The following is a 16,537-nucleotide window of genomic DNA, read 5'->3' as shown; positions in this document are numbered from 1 at the left end:
ACACGGCTGGTGCTGCGCGGCCAGGGCAATGCTGGGCGGAACGCTTCACCCGTTCAGCATTGCCCTGGCCCCGTCGATGCGGGGTCTCAGGGGAAGTACCGGGTGATGGACGCGGTGCCCACGACCATCAGTTTGCCGTCCTTCTGCTGCAGCACCGACGTGTACTTCCCTGGATCGCCCTCATTCGTGGCGTCGCCCTCCACCACGCCACTTCCATCGGCCCCAAAGGTCTTGTCAAAATTCAGGCTGGGCGTGAAGCGCATCAGCAGCGGTTTGAAGTCAGGGAGCCCAGGGGCGGGGGCTTGGTAGTTGGCCGTCATCACCAGCCGGCCATCCGGCTGGGCCAGCACGTGGGTGAAGGCATCCTGGCAGTAGGCACGGCACGATGAACTGTAACTGTAGAGCAGCTGCCGGTCCTGACTGCCGTCCGGGTTGAGCCGAGCCAGAAGTGCGGTGGTCGTGAATCGGCCGGTCGCGCCCACAGCGACGATATGTCCGTCCGGCTGCACGGCCACATCGGAGAACTCGGAATAAGCGGCCCGGATGATGCCCTGATGGTTCTGATCCTTGAGGAACGCCGTGTCGAGACTGCCGGTGCTGGTAAACCGCACCACCGTGCTGTCCACCTCACTGTCGTGATATCTCACCCCACCGATCACGACCTTTCCGTCCGGCTGGAGCGCCACCGCCCTGGCGTGTTCGGTGAACCGCGTGGCCGGGTCCTGCGGAAGGCTGAAGCCAGAATTGACCACCCCGCCCGTCCCGAAGCTCGGGTCGAGTTGACCACTGCTGGTGTAGCGGGCCAGCGCATAATTCCCCCCGTCGACCCAGGTGATCGACGGTTGACTGGGCGAGGGGTAGTACAGGCCGGGTGCGGAACCCACCGCGATCAGCCGGCCATCCGGCTGCAGCACCAGCGCATTGATGCCCGCGTCGTACGTATACCCGTCCTGCGTGATGGCGAGGTTCGTGATGACGCTGCCGCCCTTCCCGTACGTGGCATCGACCGTCAGGTCCGGGTTGTAGCGGGTGATGGCGAACGTATGGTTCAGCTGTCCACCCACCAGGATCTTGTGGTCCGGTTGCACCACCACTGCGCGCGCTGCCAGCTGGAGCTGCACCTGAGACTGCTGCCCGTTTTCCTGCACCCGCACCAGGGTGTTGGACGTGCCGTTCTGTTGCAGCAGCAGCACCGTATTGTCCGGGTCGAGCGCGGCTGCCACGCCTCCGACGCTGGTGGCGCCTCCCCCCTGGTACGAGCGGTCCACGGTGCCCGCCTGACCATACTGCGGTGGACAGGAGATGGTGGGGTTGATCCAGTCGGCGTGGTCATAGCTGGAGCCGTCTCCCGCGTTCGTCACCACGAAACGCAAGTCGTGCTTCCCGCCAATCGGCACGTACACCTGCTGGCCCGCGCTGGTCCCGGTCATCACCCCGGAGTCGTACAGCCGCTGCCCGTCAGCATAGACCTGGAAGACCACCGACCCGTTGCTGTTGACCTCGTCGTCGACCCCCACCCGGGCCTGGAAGACACTGCATGCCGGCAGGGTGAAGCCGCTGCCGGTGATGTGGATCTCGCTCCCCGCATGCACCCCCAGCCCCCGGGTGTAGATGTTCTCATTCAGCGTCAACGTGTTGCCGTCGCCGGCGTTGCGCCCACCATTGCTGGTGTTGAATTCGATCGGACCGTAGCCGTTGGTTGCCGTCAAGGTCAGCGAGAGGTCCTGGGTCCGAATGCCGGGAAAGAACACGGGCATCAGGCGCGCGACATCCTCGGGGCCGGCTGTCCAGGTGAACGCCTCGCTGTCCTCAGCCGTGGGGTCAGCAGGTGGAGTGGGCTGCCCGCACGCGAGCAATACCAGGGGCAACGTCAGGGCCAGCAACGAACGAGAAGAACGTGAACGCTTCACCATGCATCTCCTTGATCAAGGTCGCCGAGCTGTCTCTGAACTTCAAAAAGGAATGGGCAATGGCAGCATCACATCTTTTGAGCTCCCGAACCCGTCTATTTGGTCTACGACCGACAAAGCCATCCCCAACGACCCTTCATTGCCTTCTTAACTCAATCAGTGCGGCTGCTTCGGACGTTGGGCTTCTCCACAGGAGCAGGTCGAGGTGTCAAGAAGGGTTTCGGCCAGCGCGGCTGGGGTGTCTGCCGACGCGGCGACATCGTGCAGCACGGCTGCACGCGGCCTTCAGCCCGGTCGCCATCTGGTCACGAAGCGAGCCAGCGGGTCGGCTGGGACCGCGCGCATGGACAGCCCTTGACGTCGCCGGTGTCCGGAGCCGCGCCTGATCCGCGGAACCTTTGGACCACCGTTCAGGCTGCAGCGGTCGCTTGAGGCGGTGGAACGTGTGGCCCTCCGGGCTCTCACCTCCCTGGGGTCCTGCCCGGTGCCGTCGGATAACGCGTGCGGCGCGCCGGTGTTTCCGGGGCTGCAGGAGGCCCCACGTCCAGCACCACCGGCACCGCCGCTTTCCCCTTCCGGACCGGGGTCGATCAGCCAGCCGGCCTGCCGGATCACGATCGGGTGAGCCTCATTCGGGACCACCATGTTCCCGGCGTCCACGAAGCAGCCGATGAGCTCCACACGGTGAGGGCATGCCTTCCATGGCACCTCAGTCCGCGAGCACCACGCCCGGGCCACTGCAGTTTGGGCCTCTGCCCCACGTTGATCCTGAACAGCGAGGCGTTCGCACCGTTCGTCTTGTCCCACGCTGTGCGAAGCTGGTCGGCAGGGCGAGGCTGATGGTCCTGGAGGACGACGCGCCTGGTGCTGCCTGTGCTGGAGCGGACGGGGAGGGTCCTTCCAGGCATCCCGGGGTGCTGGTGCCGATGAAGGGTGTCACGCTCCGGTCATCCTCAATGCGCCATCGTCAGGTCATGAACCGCCTGTGCCCGCGGCCGGCCTCCCCTGCGCCGGCGGGACCTTCCCCTGAACCTGCCGGTGCCTCACGCCCTGCGCCACGGATGCAGCCGACATGGACTCCGTTGCGGAAAGCGTCCCAGACGCCTGGGACCAGGACCCCAGCCGCTCAGGCCGTTCGCGTACGCCGCTCAGCCGTTTCCCTTCACCCCTCACCCTGATCAGGAGCCTCTGATGAACACCCAGGACCGCGTACGGATAGAGAATGTGGAAGTGCTCTCAGACGACTGGTACGTGCTCCGGAAGGTCACCTTCGACTTCCTGCGGCACAATGGCGCGTGGCAGCGACAGAGTCGCGAGGCGTACGACCGGGGCAATGGGGCCACCATCCTGCTGTACCACCCGGAACGCCGGACCGTGATCCTGACCCGCCAGTTCCGCCTGCCCGCCTATCTCAACGGGCATGATGGACTGCTGATCGAAACGCCCGCCGGGCTGCTTGACCTGGCCAGCCCGGAAGAGCGCATCCGGGCGGAAACGGAAGAGGAGACCGGGTACCGGGTGCAGCACGTCCGCAAGGTGTTCGAGGCTTTCATGAGTCCGGGTTCCGTGACGGAAAAGCTGTACTTCTTCGTGGCGGAATACGACTCCGCCTCAAGAGCGGGCGCTGGTGGGGGGGTGGCTGAAGAGGGCGAGGACATCGAGGTGCTGGAACTGACCCTTGACCAGGCCCTGCAGATGATCCGCACCGGCGAGATCATGGACGGAAAGACCATCATGCTGCTCCAGTACGCCGGGTTGCACCTTTTTACCTGACCGGGGGGTGCAGATGCCCGGCGCCTGGGTTGGCGGCCCGCACCGCTCGGGCGTGCATGGTCATGTTGGATGACCACAGCACGGACGCCTGCTCCCGACCAGCACGGATCACGGCCTGCCGTCACGGTGCCGGGCGCTGCCCCGCAGCGTCGCGGGCGAGCTGCAGCAGTGCGCTGGCCTGCACCTCGTCGCCGGCGTCCTGATGTGCCTGCGCCGCCGCGCGGTACAGGTCCGCCGCTTCCTGAACACGGAGGGTGGCCCGCGCGGCCTGCGCGGCCCGCGCGAACCACTCCGCGGCGTGGGCAGGTTCCCCGGCCGCATGCCAATGACTGGCAATCACCGCCGGTGGGGCCGCGTGGAGGGCCAGCAGGCGCGCCGCGCTGCGGTGCAGGATCTGCCGGACCGGTGCGGGCGTGGTCATCAGGACGTTCTCCTGGACCAGGTCGTGGCTGAAGCGTTCGCCGGTGAGCACCTGCGCCACCTCAAGTTCCTCCCAGGCGGCGGCGGTGGTGAGCAGGGAGGCGTTCAGCAGTTCAGCCACCCGCTCAATGGAGATGTCGGTGCGCAGGACGGCCGCGGCACGAGCCACCTGAACGGCCGTGGGGGAGAGCCGCTGGAGCCGCTGGTGAATGATGGTGGCCATGCTGGCCGGCAGGTCACGGGGGCCATCCAGCGTGAAGCTGCCCGTCTCATACAGGTGCTTGACGGCCTCGAGGACGTACTGCACGTTGCCCCCGGTGCTGTGCGTGATCAACCCGGACACCTGAGGGGCGTCCGGGACGGCGAGGCTGCTGAGGAGGTCGGTGACCGCCGCTTCAGGGAGCGGCTCCACGTCGATGCGGACCGCGCTGCCGGAGTTGACGTGCCGCTCGACGGTGCGCTGCGATTCCGGTGGGAATTCATCGCGGCGATAGACAATCAGATGCCGGGGCACGTCTCCATGGCCCCCGAGCGTGGCGCCCTGCGACAGAAAAAACACACCCAGGTCCATGGTCGCCTGGTCGTAGTACTGAATGTCGTCGGTGATGGTGGCCACGTACCCGCCGCTGGTCAGGCGCACCATTTCCAGGTGCGCCTGAAAGAACTGCAGCCGTTCCTGCTCGTCGAGCAGCGGCTCGGGCGTCTCGCCCTGCCGAAATTCAGGCAGGACGCGGGCAAGTTCATCCCTGACCCATTCGGGCAGCTGCACGTGAGGTGCGGCGGCCAGCCGGGCCCGGGCGTTGCGCACCGCGCCGGAGAACGGCACGTCCTGCTCGCCCGGTCGGCCTTGCAGATACAGCGCGGGTCCCTTGCTGCGGGCAAAGTCCTGAGCGAGCCGCGTTTTGCCGACGCCCGGCGCGCCCGCGAGGTAGATGGTCTTTCCAGCGGCCCACGCCTCTTCCATCCGCGCCCAGGCATCTTCACGGCCGATCAGATGCGGCGGTCGCAGCACCGCCATGGGAATGCGCGGCTGCTCCGGAGCGCGCGGCAGGCGGCCGGCATCGATGTCCCGGGCGAGCTGCACGATGTCCGGGTGAGGCTCGGCGCCGAGCTCCCGGGCCAGCCGCGTCTTGTATCGGCGGTAGACCCTCAGCGCCGAAGGCCGGTCGCCGTCCAGGGTGTGCAGACGCATCAGCACCCGGTGTCCGAGTTCCGAGAGCGGATCGAGGTCCAGCAGGTGGCGCGCCAGGACCAGCGCGCCCGCCACGTCACCGCGCGCGACCGCTTCGTCCACCGCGCGCTGCGCGTCGCGTTCGCGCACCTGACCCAGCCGCGCTCGCGTGGCCATCAGCCATTCGGTGAAGTCGGGCGCGTCATCGAGTTCCAGGCCCTCGAGGCCCCCGGTGCCGCTCACAGCCGTGACGGTGCCGTCTAACAGTTCCTTGAGGTCAACGGCGACGTCAGGAGCCAGGGCGAGGAGCGGCGCGCGGGTGATCAGGACCGAGCGGGTGTGCTTCTCCAGCCGCCGGAGCGCCTGAATCAGATTGTTGCGGGCCATGGTGTCGGGAATCCCCGGCCAGAGCATCCGCGCGATGGCGTGACGATGCGTGGGACCTTCCACCGCCAGGTACGTCATCAGACCGGCCGTGCGGCGATCACACGCGAGCAGCGTTCCGTCCGGCCGGATCAGGGCCGGCGGACCCAGCACGTGCAGGCGCCATGGAGTGGGCACGCTGAGAGCATAGCAAGCAGTGGGCGGCGCATCCGGACCCTGGGCCGCTCGGCAGGTTTGCTACCTTACGGTGAATGGAACCGCCGCGGACCGGATGGCAGCTGAACCTGCTGGGCCCCGGGCGCCTCGTGGCCGCGTCGGGACAGGCGCTGCAGGTCGGACCGAAACTGATGGTGGCCATGGCCTACCTGGCGCTGGAAGGCCCCACGCTCCGCATGCGCCTGGCGGACCTGCTCTGGCCGGACGTTCCCGAGATGACCGCCCGCAACAACCTCGTGCAGCTGCTGCGGCGCGCGCGGCAGCAGCTGGGGGTCGAGCTGATCTCCGGCACGGACCCCGTGGTGCTGGACCCGGACCTGCAGGTCGACACACGGGCACTGGCGCGGCATTCCCTGCACGGGGGCATCGACGACCGGCTGGTGCATGACGAGGGGCTGCTGAGCAGCCTGGAGGTCGAGCCCGGGTCAGACCTCGCCGACTGGCTGTCCGCGCAGCGCGAACGCCTCGACGAGCAGCGGCTGGTGATGCTTCGGCGTGAAGCGGAACGCCTGGAGGACGCAGGGGCGTACGCCCAGGCGGCGCTGCGGGTCGAGCAGCGCCTGCGCCTGGACCCGCTCTCGGAGGAGGCCCACCGGCGCCTGATGCGCCTGCGGCACCTGATGGGCGACCGCGAGGGCGCGCTGCAGGCGTTCGCGGCCTGCCGGGCGATCCTCGCGAAGAACCTGCGAACCGAGCCGCTCCCGGAGACGCTGGCCCTGGCCACAGAGATCGCGCGGGGCGGACAGCTCCCGGAGGTCCGCGCGCGGGCGCCAGGGGGGCCGCGCCTCGCACGCGTCCCGGGTGTGGTCGGGCGCACGGAGGCGTGGGCGCAGCTGGAGGCCGGCTGGCAGGCCGGCCAGCTGCTGCTCATCACCGGCCCCCCCGGCATCGGGAAAACGCGCCTGGCCCTGGAGTTCGCGGCGAGCAAGGGGCGCGTACTGCGCGTGGATGCCCGCCCGGGTGACGCCGGCACGCCGTTCGCGACGAACACGCGCCTGGCTCGCGCGCACCTCGCGCTGATGCCGGACGTGCCGTTGCCGGTGTGGGTGCGTGACACGCTCTCGCGGTACCTGCCGGAATTGCGCGGCCCGGCGCCACCGGCACCGGTGCGCAGCCCCGAAGCATTCCAGCGGGCCTTCGACGCCCAGTTTGAGCTGGTGCAGGCCACCAGCGCGGGCCTCGCGGCGATTGTGGTGGACGACCTGCAGTATTTCGACAGCGCCAGCCTGGCGGTGGGGAACGCGCTGATCTCCAGGGCCGTTCCCTTTCACGCCGGCCCCATCCCGCCGCACATCGCGGTGTACCGGGCGGGTGAGCTGACCCCCGAGCAGGCCGCCGTGCTCGACCGGCTGGTTCAGGAGGGCGTGGCGGCGCGGGTGGACGTCGGCCCACTGGACACCCGCGCGGTCGAAGACCTGCTGCGCGGCATGGGCCTGCCGGACACCGCGCGCCTGGCGCCGCGCCTGCAGCGGTTCACCGGCGGCAACCCTCAGCTCATTTACGAAACCCTGCAGCATCTGCTGGACCTCGGGGCGCTGCACGATCCTCCGGAGCACCTGCCGCTCCCGCCAGCCGTTCACGACGTGCTGAACCGGCGCCTCGACCGCCTGTCGAACAGCGCCCTGCAGGTGGTGCGGGCCGCCGCGGTGTTGCAGAGTGACTTCACCCCGGAGTTGGTGGCCGACATGCTGGGCGCGCCGCTGTTTGACACGATTCACGCGTGGGAGGAACTGGAACGTGCGGAGGTGCTCCTCGGCACGCAGTTCGCGCATGACCTGATGCTGGAAGCGGTGCGCGCCAGCATTCCGGAAGGCGTGTCCCGGCTGCTGTGCCGCAGCGCCGCGCGGCTGCTGGAGCGCCACGACGGGCAGGCCTCCAGCATCGCACGCTTCTGGATGGACGGCGGCGACCCCCGCGAGGCAACGACGTGGTTCATGCGTGCCGGCGAAGCGGCGGCCGCGCAGTTCCTGCTGCGTGAAGCGGCCGCGTTCTACGCGCTGGCGGCCGACGCGTGCGACGCGGCAGGCGGTGCAGACCGCGTCGCGGCCTCCAGGGCTCCGACCTGACCCGCGGTGGCCAGCTCAGGGCTGCGCACCGTGGCGGCAGGGTGGCTGGAGGGGTCTGGCCCCTCTCCGGGGCACGGCCTGGGAGTTGGGCCGCGTGTCCCACCGAAAGCCGAAGAACGCGCGACCCTGAGGCCCCCGGACGTGCCGGCTCGTGTGCTGCGGTCAGGACGCCTGGTGGGTGGGCCGGCGGACGGGAAGCCGGCCTGCCCCTGGACGGCCGCCCGGCAGGGTTCATCGCTGGGATAAGCGGTTGCCGTGGGGCCGGTGAGCCCCATCCGGGCACAGGCGAAGGGCAGAGACCCCATGCACGACACAGACGACGGGCGGCGGCCTGTCCAGGCCGCCGCCGGGGTGGAAGCACCCTTAGGCGCTCAGGGCGGAGCGTGTGTTCTGGAGCTTCTCAGCGGATGCGGCGCTCAGCAGCGTGATGCCGAGCAGGCTCCAGGCCAGGACGGTGTGCGCGTCGAACAGGTAGGGGAGGTCCAGCCCCAGTGCGCCCTGAACCACCATGATGGGAATGAACGCGCCCATGAACAGGGGCACCAACCGTGTCCAGCCGGGAAGCTGACGGGCAAAGACGGCGGCGATGCCGACGATGAGCGTCAGGAGCATGCTCAGCGGCCAGGCGAGGTCGGTGACCATGTAGATGGGATGCCCGGTCGGCACCTTCAGCAGGTCCATGATCGATTGCAGGACGGCCAGGGTCACGGTGATGGCGAGGACATTGAGGAGCCAGCGGGCGGCCTTGCCGGTGCCCGTGGCCCGCAGGTACCGCAACCCGAGCACCCCGCACAGCCAGCCGACCGAGAACAGGCCATAGAGCAGTGCGCCGACCGGGTCGGTGTTCTCATTGGCGACCTTGTGGAACCCGTGCCGGGCCGCTTCAAGGGTCATGGCGGGTGACGTGAGCAGCGTGATGAAACCGAGCGTCTTGAGGGTGGAAGCATTCATAGGAGTCCTCCTGGGCGGGCTTGTTGCTCGCCGCTTTGAGCTGCACCCACCGTAGGTGGCGTCAAGTGATCGGGCGATGACAGCTCGCGCGAACGCTCGTTTCGTTTGCCAACGTGGACCTGGAGCAGCTCTTCCACCAGGTCATGGCACGCTCCCGGCACCGTCGAAGGACCGAAAAGGGGCCAACGTGAGTCGGACCGCGACCGAAGCGGCGTCCCTGTGACTCGTCCTGCGGGCAGTGCACGCCCAGAGGTTCTGAGGCGCATGGGTCTGCTCTGGGGAACCTCTGTGTGTCGCGGTCCGACGTTCAGGTGCTTGAGCTCTGGACTCCGTGTTGGACCTCAGGTGCCCCAGGCGAACACCTCCGACATCCAGAAATCACGTTCGGAGTCCGAATGCAGCCCAGGGAAGGTTTACATGACCTGATCCCTGGCAGCCGTATCAGCTGGGCACCGGGCCGGTCACCTGCGTGGACGAATTCTGCTGGCCCCGCGCATCTGATTCAAGAAAATCTGCTGCATCACGGCTTTGGTCAGCGCTCGGTCGTCCGGTGGGATGGGAGAATTTCGTGTCGTTGCGGGGTCGTATCATCGTTAGGCGCACCCACGATTCAGCCAGGAAGCTCAGCTACTGGACGCGACCGGACTGCCCCCATCGCGTGTTGAGCCCCGGGCACCGGGACGGGTCAGGCGTTGGGCTGGACGCTGCCTCGCAGGCCACGGCGTTCCGGCGGCCTATTCGAAGTCCGCCCAGCGAAGTCAACCGGACCGGTGGTGTCAGGAGGCCAGGTCGGCGCCTGGCTCGGTCCTCTTGATCTTCAATGCGCTGTATGGCGCCGGTACGCACGTGCGGCGGAGGAGTGAGGTGACGGCTGCACATGTGTGGTGAGCGGCTGTGGTCGGAAGCGGTGTTCCGGGAGGTGGCGCCGTCCTGCCGCCCCTTGTTCACGGCGCCCTTCAGAAGCTGTGGCGCTGATCGGGATCGACAGGGAGCGGTGGGCGGGTGGAGATCAAGGCGAGGTGCTGGCGGACGGCGGGTGGGCAGCGCCGTATCGCAGCCCGTCCATCAGCAGGTCGAGCAGCCGTTCGGCCTGACCGCGCCATTCGCGTTCCGCGCTGACCAGCCACACGCCGCTCATGGCCTGCATCACGTCCGGGGCGTTGGCGTCTGGACGGATCAGCCCTGCCTGGATGGCGTGGTGCAGCAGCTGCGCCAGGGCAGCGTGGATCTGCGTCCGCAGGTCCGTGAAGTACTGGTCGTCTGGGGACAGGACCGTGCGGAGGATGGGCGCCATGCCGCGTTTGGCGGCGACGTACCCGACAAAGCGGCCCATCCATTCCCGGAGCGCCTGGTCGGGAGGCAGGGCGGCGTGCAGTTCCGCTGCTTTTTCGCACAGCTGCTCGACTTCGTGCTGGTAGGCGGCGATGGCCAGTGTTTCGCGGGTGGGGAAGTGGCGGTACAGGGTGCCGATCCCGACGCCGGCCTGCCGGGCGATCGCTTCGAGGGAGGCGTCCAGGCCGGTCTGGGAAAAGGCGTCGACAGCGGCGGCCAGGATGGTGTCGCGGTTTCGCTGGGCGTCCTGTCGTTTGGTGCGGGGTGGGCGCGTCTCGGTCATGGCAGGCTGGTCCCCTTGAATAACGGAGGTGCCTCCGTTATTCTAATATCAGAGCGGAGATGCCTCCGCTTAGCAGAGTGTAGCAAAGGAGCCGTCCATGAAACGCATCCGTTCCCCCTACGGCGTTCACAGCACCACCGACGACGTGCTGCAGGGCGTTGACCTCAGCGCGAGGCGTGCCATCGTCACCGGCGCCGCCTCCGGCATCGGCATTGAAACGGCGCGTGCCCTGGCCAGCGTCGGCGCCGACGTGACCCTCGCCGTCCGCAACACGGCTGCCGGTCAGGCCGTCGCCGATCGCATCATCGCCACCACCAGCAATCCCCACGTGCACGTGGCCCCGCTCGACCTGGCCAGCCCGGCGTCCATCCACGCCTTCACAGCGGCCTGGACCGGCCCGCTGCACATCCTGGTGAATAACGCCGGCATCATGGCCCTCCCCGAACTCGAGCGGAGTCCTGAAGGCTGGGAACTGCAGTTCGCCACCAACTACCTCGGGCACTTCGCCCTGACCCTGGGCCTGCATGACCGGCTCGCCGCCGCAGACGGCGCGCGCATCGTCTCTGTGGCCTCCAGTGGGCACCTGTTCTCACCGGTGGTGTTCGACGATCTGCACTACCACTTCCGCCCCTACGATCCCTGGACCGCGTACGGACAGTCCAAGACGGCCGACATCCTGCTCGCGGTCGAAGCGACCCGACGCTGGGCGGATGACGGCATCACCGCCAACGCGCTGAATCCCGGCGCAATCGCCACCAACCTGCAGCGGCACACCGGGGGGCTCAGGACGCCCATAGAACGGCAGAAGACGGTGGAGCAGGGCGCGGCCACCACGGTCCTGCTGGCCGCCTCACCGCTGCTGGACGGCGTGGGCGGACGATACTTCGAGGACCTCAACGAAGCCGAGGTGGTGAAGGCGCGTCCAGCCGACTACACCGGCGTCGCCCCGTACGCGCTGGACGCCGAGAACGCCCGCCGCCTCTGGGACGTCGCCACCCACCTCCTCCGCCCCTCGCGCTGAGCCCACGCGTGGTGATGTCCTCCCTGTCCAGCAGGTGGGGCACCGGACGGCCCCGGTGCCCCACGTCAGAACTGAGCGTCGTTTCGCCTGCGAGCCAACCCGTCCGGTGTGGCAGGGGCCCTCGCAGCCCCTCCGGATCTGCCAAGCCCCTGTGAAGGAACGCGTATCGCTGGGATGATCGCGGACCCAAGGGCCGGCAGCCCCGGCTGGATCAACGTGGCGCACGCCAGCGCCGATCCAGCCGGGCGGTATGTCTGGCCGCGGTTCACGGTGCCCCCAGCTCCATGCGGTGAACACGGGGATGGGTGACCGTACCTCCGGGGCCAACCATCACCCACCACACCGACGAACACGGGCGGACCGCCGAGGCTGGCCCTGGCAGCAACCGGCGCACGATGGACCCAGCGTGCTCACCGGCGCGGCAGTTCTTTATTCTGCGGAGGGCAGGACATCGATGTTCGACCAGAACTCCTCGGCACAGGTGAGGAACCCTCCATCAAAGGCGATCACGTTGGTGCGCCGGTACGGGCTGTCGTTGTCGTTCTGCACGACCGCAGGTCGGTCGATGCCGTCCGCTCCGGCGATCGTCACCCTCACCGAGTACTTCCCGAGGGGGATGTCGCGGATCAGAAAGCTGGAAGTTCCGTATTGACCGATGTTCACCAGGCCCTTGAACGTCAGCGGCTGACCGGTGCTTCCATCCATCAGGGGACCTTGCGGCTCCAGCACGAACGTGGCCGTGTATTGACCTGGCGCGTACCCCCTGGCCGTGATGTCCAGCTTCCCGCCGTACGGGCTGCCGTCATCACGGACATTCGGTCCCTGGATGGCCAGCGCGAGGTTCCGGATGGCACCCTCCTCGGCCGAGAATCCTTTAAAGTTGTCCGGCTTCAGGGACAGGCAGTAGGTTCTGCCGTCGTACTGGACATCGTGATACCCGTACACGATCCACGAGCCGGGCGGAACCTTCATGGCGTAGTGACCGGTGTCATCGGTTCGGACCTTGTAGGTAGAACCGTACGCGTAACTGCGCACCTCCACCGTCGCTCCCTGAACGGGGCTGCCGAGAGCGTCCAGCGCCTGGCCCGTCACGGAGTACGGTTGCGGCTTCCCGCCGGGTCCGCCACCGACCGTTCCGCCGCCGGGCGTCCCTCCTGAGGCCGACGTCCCACAGGCGCTCAACACCGACGAAATCAGCAGGAAGCTTGCACATGCTTTTGTGGTTCTCATGATGAATCCTTTCCAGGAGCTTTCTGGCTGCTGGGATGCTTCGCCCCACTGGCTGATGCATCCGCCGCTGACGACACGCTAGAGAGCAGATGGTGACCGGCCCATGACGCCCGGTGGGTCTGCCGGGACGAACGCTGTACCAAGCGGAACGAAGAATCGATCCCCCTGCCCGACGTTCGCCCAACTGCCGAGGGCCAGCTCACCACCGGAGCCATTGAACGAGCGCCACCGGCTGGACGCTGGACCAGCTCAACACCTCCACCGCCCAGGACGCGGCACGCGGCCCCCGCACGGGATGGGGATGCCCGGGCGGCGTGGGTTGTCGTGGGCCATATCCGATCGTGATCACCGGATGACCGCAGCACGTGGGTCCAGCTCCCTGGCCGCCGTGGTGCGGCGCGACAACGCGCGCACCATGACGGACGCTCTGCTCAATGGATCAACCGTGAGCAGGAAGCCGTCCAGGCGCGAGCGTTCCATGATCCACCGGACGCTGGCTGAACCCACCTGATGTGGTGACAGAGGCCCGCGCATCAGGGGTCACCAGACCAGGTGAAACAGGAGCCGCGCGATGATCAGCTGCAGGGCCGCACGTGACCGCCTGGGAGCGGTCGACAGTCCGCCTCTTTCGAGAGCCCCTGGTGCCCGGTCCGCCGGACCCGGCAGAAAGGACGAGGACACAGCGAGGCGCCGCACCGGACACGCTGGCGGCTGCCCGTGGCTCGCCTGCGACTGCCTGTTCTTCTGAGCTGAAGACGCACAGCATGCACCAGGGGAGGTGCTCGCCTGCGGCCGGCACCTTCGCCATGTGCACCGCCGTACTGCCCTGGCTCCAGTGACCCGAGCACGAAGCGCTGCGATTCGCGAGCCGGAGCAGCTTTCCTCGCCAGCGGCTCGGGTGAGGGCGTGCAAGGCACTCAGCTGGGCAGGCTTGGGCCCTGGTCCCGGGCTCTGCCCGCCACCCTGTGCGCCCAGTGCGTCGCGGACGCCCCACTGCAGGTCATGGTGCGTCTACCGTCCTGGAAGCTCAATGGAAAGGACCCGCTGCTGGATCACTCCCAATCGCCCGGTTGCGACAGGTCCACTGGGCTGGATTCAGACGGTTCGCTCGCGCCCTTGGGGTCGGCGAAACGAATGATGACCAGCGAAACCCCAACAATGAACGCGGTTGTGGCGAGAGCGATCCACACGTACATCATCCGTCAAGGGTAACACCGGGCCACGCGCTTCAAGACGGGAACCCGCGCGGCCGGCAGGTACCGCAGCGCACCCGGAAGTCCCGGCAGTCCGCGGCCGTGGCCGATCAGCTCCAGGGCCCCACGCCTGGGCGTCCTTCGGGCCAGGACCGCCCGCACGGCCGTGGCTCCACCACGCTTGGTCCACCCGGGACCAGGGACCGGATGTGGGTTCGTGCAGTTTGACGGCCTGTTGCCCGCTTCGTGCTGTCCACGTGCAGGCTGGGCAGGGGTGTGGTACCCCTCGCATCCGTCCTGACCAGAGTGCCCCGGTCGCTGCCGGAGCTTGAAACAGCACGAATCATCGGGCGGCCGCCGTCCAGACGTGCCAGAGCAAAGCGCGGAGCGAGCGGTTCGCACGTGCGTGTGTCGCCGTTGGCGACAGCTTTGGAGGCACCGTCGGACGCTGGGCCGCTCGCGGCCAAGGCCCGTCCAGATTCCCGCTGACCTGCGTCGCCGTGTGGGTGTCATCCCCAGGTCACCCGGTCATCCGTACCTTCGGGGCACTTCGCCTTTCGGAGGGAAGCATGCATAAACAACCCTGGACCGCCCTCGGCCTCCTCATCCTCACGGCCTCCCTGGCCAGCTGCTCCATCGGGTCCATTGACCCGCCCGGCGGCGACCCCGACTTCACGCTCACGGCTCAACCCGACGCGCTGAGCATCGCGCCGGGCCAGAGCGGCACCACCAGCGTCCGCATTGCCCGGCCCAGCCGTCCTGGCGGCACGGTCAACCTCACCCTGGAGGGGAGCATGGCCGGCGCGACCGCCGACACGATCAGCGGGGTGTTCGGCGCGCAGAGCAGTGGGGCGAGCAGCCTGAAGCTGACCGTTGGGACCAACGTGCCGGCCGGCACCTACCCGCTGAGCGTCCGTGGGACCAACGGCGCCATCACCAAGACCATCGGGGTCCAGGTCAAGGTCGAAAAGTGGCTGCTGGTGGATGCGGACCGCAGCGCCAACAACTGGGCCGTCACCGCCGACCATCGCCCTGACCCCAACGTGCCGGCCTCGGAACTCGACGTTCTGATGAAGTCCGCGTTGGACGGCAAGGGGTTCGATGTGTACGCCGTCAAGAACGCGGACATGAGCAACACGGCGGCGATCGCCGGCCCCAGCGCGGACGTGTTGAAGCGGTACTCCGGCGTGGTGTGGTACACCGGCGACCAGAGTTACCAGCATCCCATCGTCAGTGACCTCGACAACATCCGCGCGTACCTCGACGAGGGCGGCCGGAAAATGATTCTGCTCTCTCCGGCACTGGTGCTGAACCTGCCGGGCGCAGCGAACGTCTTCCAGACCACGGAGGATCAGCCGAACGACGACGCGTCCCTGCAGAAGCACAAGGCGTTCCTGCGTGACCTGTTCGGCGCGGGCGGATACAACGGCGCTTACGCGCGGGACGCGTACACCGCCACACCGCTCCCTGGCAAGGCTCAACAGGTGGGCGCGCTGAGCATCACCGGTGGGCAAAGCCAGCGGGCGGCGTTCTCACCGCAGCAAGGGGAACTGATCACCGGGCTGTACACCGCCCCTGTTCAGAACACCAGAAATGAGGTGTCCACAGGCACCGTGGTGATCGGCCGGTCTGGCCTGGGCGCGCATCACAACGCGAGCGCCGTGTTTTCAGGCATCTCGCCGGATGTCATCGCCTCCGCCAACAAACTCGACTTCCTCAGGCTTCTGCTGCAGGACTGAATCCAGCGGTCAGCGCCGTGGTGGGCGGTGGGAAGCGGGGGTTGAGCCAGTTCACGACGTCGTCTTCCCGGGTGCCCTGCGGTTCCGCCGCACCACTCGCCGGGCCACGCGGGGTGTCCGCCCGCCGATCAACATCACAAGCGTGAAGCTGGGGCGCCGCCCCGGCTTCACGCTTCTGCTCAATGGTCGCGTTTCAGACCTGGGTGGGACCAGCGGGTCATATTCAAGGGCGAGGCAGCAGATGCCGCCAGGCGATCCGGACGCAGGACCGATCAAGGTAGGGAATGCCCGGTGCAGGCCTGTGCAGCGCGGCATGAACGGCTTAACACGGGTGGACTGCGGACCTTCGGCCCCGTGCAGCAGCCGGACCCTGCGTTCCTCCAGGAGGCTTCTGGATCTGCCGTGTCATGCCCGGGTCACAGGCAAACCCCCACCGTGCCGTCATGCGTTCACTCAAGCTTCCCGTGTTCGTCGGCCTTCTCCTCTCAGCATGTGCGAGCCAGCCCGCCCCCGGCCAGGACCGTGTGGAACTCTGGCAGGGAGCCCTTGTCCCCCGGGATGCCGCACCCCCGCACTCGTGGCGCCTGAAGATGCGTGAATCCTCTGACGGTTCCTTCGGCCAGGCGTACGAGCTCAACCGAACCGACGTCACGCTGGTCGGCCCGGTGCTGTTCCACGCGTATGACGGAAAAATTCTCGCCACCGTGAATCTGGAGAGTGGGCAGCACCGCATGCTGCTGTCACGTGACGGCAAAGTCCTGGCCGGTTCCTGGGAGCAAATTGGAACCGACGGGTCCACCGAGGCGGCAGGACAAGCGCACTTCGAACTTGTCGACGTGAACTGATGA

General features: G+C 67.7%; 11 protein-coding genes. 5 read left to right on the top strand and 6 right to left on the bottom strand.

The genetic code is table 11. The annotated features are described in order from the left end of the window. Window positions 1–86: 86 nt before the first annotated feature. Window positions 87–1,757, bottom strand: coding sequence for an NPCBM/NEW2 domain-containing protein (locus tag ABOD76_RS02415; RefSeq protein WP_350241124.1), 1,671 nt, complete (start codon window positions 1,755–1,757; stop codon window positions 87–89). 1,344 nt (window positions 1,758–3,101) lie between these two features. Between ABOD76_RS02415 and ABOD76_RS02410 the strand changes: the two genes are divergently transcribed. After that, window positions 3,102–3,683 (top strand): NUDIX domain-containing protein, encoded by a 582-nt coding sequence (locus ABOD76_RS02410; RefSeq protein WP_350241123.1) that lies wholly within the window; start codon window positions 3,102–3,104, stop codon window positions 3,681–3,683. A gap of 121 nt (window positions 3,684–3,804) precedes the next feature. Here ABOD76_RS02410 and ABOD76_RS02405 read toward each other — a convergent pair whose 3' ends face one another. Then, window positions 3,805–5,835: a BTAD domain-containing putative transcriptional regulator gene (locus ABOD76_RS02405; protein ID WP_350241121.1), complete on the bottom strand. Its 2,031-nt coding sequence runs from the start codon at window positions 5,833–5,835 to the stop codon at window positions 3,805–3,807. Window positions 5,836–5,909: 74 nt separating this feature from the next. On the opposite strand from ABOD76_RS02405, the gene ABOD76_RS02400 reads away from it, so the two are divergent. Further along, entirely contained in the window at window positions 5,910–7,940 is a 2,031-nt protein-coding gene (locus ABOD76_RS02400; protein ID WP_350241119.1) for a BTAD domain-containing putative transcriptional regulator, read from the top strand. Between the two features lie 363 nt (window positions 7,941–8,303). Here the strand turns inward: ABOD76_RS02400 and ABOD76_RS02395 are convergent, their stop codons facing one another. Together ABOD76_RS02395 and ABOD76_RS02390 are read right to left on the bottom strand one after the other, a co-directional pair. After that, on the bottom strand, window positions 8,304–8,891 hold the full coding sequence (locus ABOD76_RS02395; RefSeq protein WP_350241117.1) for a hypothetical protein: 588 nt from the start codon (window positions 8,889–8,891) through the stop codon (window positions 8,304–8,306). 1,009 nt (window positions 8,892–9,900) lie between these two features. Then, complete coding sequence (locus ABOD76_RS02390; RefSeq protein WP_350241116.1) at window positions 9,901–10,506, bottom strand: TetR/AcrR family transcriptional regulator; 606 nt, start codon at window positions 10,504–10,506, stop codon at window positions 9,901–9,903. A gap of 97 nt (window positions 10,507–10,603) precedes the next feature. On the opposite strand from ABOD76_RS02390, the gene ABOD76_RS02385 reads away from it, so the two are divergent. Continuing rightward, window positions 10,604–11,527, top strand: coding sequence for an SDR family NAD(P)-dependent oxidoreductase (locus ABOD76_RS02385; protein ID WP_350241114.1), 924 nt, complete (start codon window positions 10,604–10,606; stop codon window positions 11,525–11,527). A gap of 429 nt (window positions 11,528–11,956) precedes the next feature. On the opposite strand, the gene ABOD76_RS02380 is transcribed toward ABOD76_RS02385, so the two are convergent. Both ABOD76_RS02380 and ABOD76_RS02375 read right to left on the bottom strand, forming a co-directional pair. Then, window positions 11,957–12,619 carry a carboxypeptidase-like regulatory domain-containing protein gene (locus ABOD76_RS02380; protein WP_350241112.1) on the bottom strand — a complete coding sequence of 221 codons (663 nt, stop codon included), beginning with the start codon at window positions 12,617–12,619 and terminating at the stop codon, window positions 11,957–11,959. Window positions 12,620–13,809: 1,190 nt separating this feature from the next. Continuing rightward, window positions 13,810–13,956 carry a hypothetical protein gene (locus ABOD76_RS02375; protein WP_350241111.1) on the bottom strand — a complete coding sequence of 49 codons (147 nt, stop codon included), beginning with the start codon at window positions 13,954–13,956 and terminating at the stop codon, window positions 13,810–13,812. Window positions 13,957–14,519: 563 nt separating this feature from the next. Here ABOD76_RS02375 and ABOD76_RS02370 point away from each other — a divergent pair. After that, window positions 14,520–15,689, top strand: a complete 1,170-nt coding sequence (locus ABOD76_RS02370) for a hypothetical protein (RefSeq protein WP_350241109.1) — start codon at window positions 14,520–14,522, stop codon at window positions 15,687–15,689. Between the two features lie 443 nt (window positions 15,690–16,132). Continuing rightward, the gene (locus ABOD76_RS02365) at window positions 16,133–16,534 is read left to right on the top strand and encodes a hypothetical protein (RefSeq protein WP_350241108.1); all 402 of its coding nucleotides are present in this window, start codon (window positions 16,133–16,135) and stop codon (window positions 16,532–16,534) included. Window positions 16,535–16,537: the final 3 nt, after the last annotated feature.

It is taken from the genome of Deinococcus sonorensis KR-87 (assembly GCF_040256395.1).
In the GTDB taxonomy this organism is placed as follows: Bacteria; Deinococcota; Deinococci; order Deinococcales; family Deinococcaceae; genus Deinococcus; species Deinococcus sonorensis.
The sequence above is the reverse complement of the archived record's forward strand: the minus strand, read 5'-3'. Positions and strand labels throughout refer to the sequence as shown.

Excerpts from the sequence above, each read along its gene's own strand:
- ABOD76_RS02365 (WP_350241108.1), top strand. The coding sequence starts at position 16,133 with ATGCGTTCACTCAAGCTTCCCGTGTTCGTCGGCCTTCTCCTCTCAGCA.
- ABOD76_RS02390 (WP_350241116.1), bottom strand. The coding sequence starts at position 10,506 with ATGACCGAGACGCGCCCACCCCGCACCAAACGACAGGACGCCCAGCGA.
- ABOD76_RS02395 (WP_350241117.1), bottom strand. The coding sequence starts at position 8,891 with ATGAATGCTTCCACCCTCAAGACGCTCGGTTTCATCACGCTGCTCACG.
- ABOD76_RS02385 (WP_350241114.1), top strand. The coding sequence starts at position 10,604 with ATGAAACGCATCCGTTCCCCCTACGGCGTTCACAGCACCACCGACGAC.
- ABOD76_RS02410 (WP_350241123.1), top strand. The coding sequence starts at position 3,102 with ATGAACACCCAGGACCGCGTACGGATAGAGAATGTGGAAGTGCTCTCA.
- ABOD76_RS02415 (WP_350241124.1), bottom strand. The coding sequence starts at position 1,757 with ATGCCCGTGTTCTTTCCCGGCATTCGGACCCAGGACCTCTCGCTGACC.
- ABOD76_RS02370 (WP_350241109.1), top strand. The coding sequence starts at position 14,520 with ATGCATAAACAACCCTGGACCGCCCTCGGCCTCCTCATCCTCACGGCC.
- ABOD76_RS02375 (WP_350241111.1), bottom strand. The coding sequence starts at position 13,956 with ATGATGTACGTGTGGATCGCTCTCGCCACAACCGCGTTCATTGTTGGG.
- ABOD76_RS02400 (WP_350241119.1), top strand. The coding sequence starts at position 5,910 with ATGGAACCGCCGCGGACCGGATGGCAGCTGAACCTGCTGGGCCCCGGG.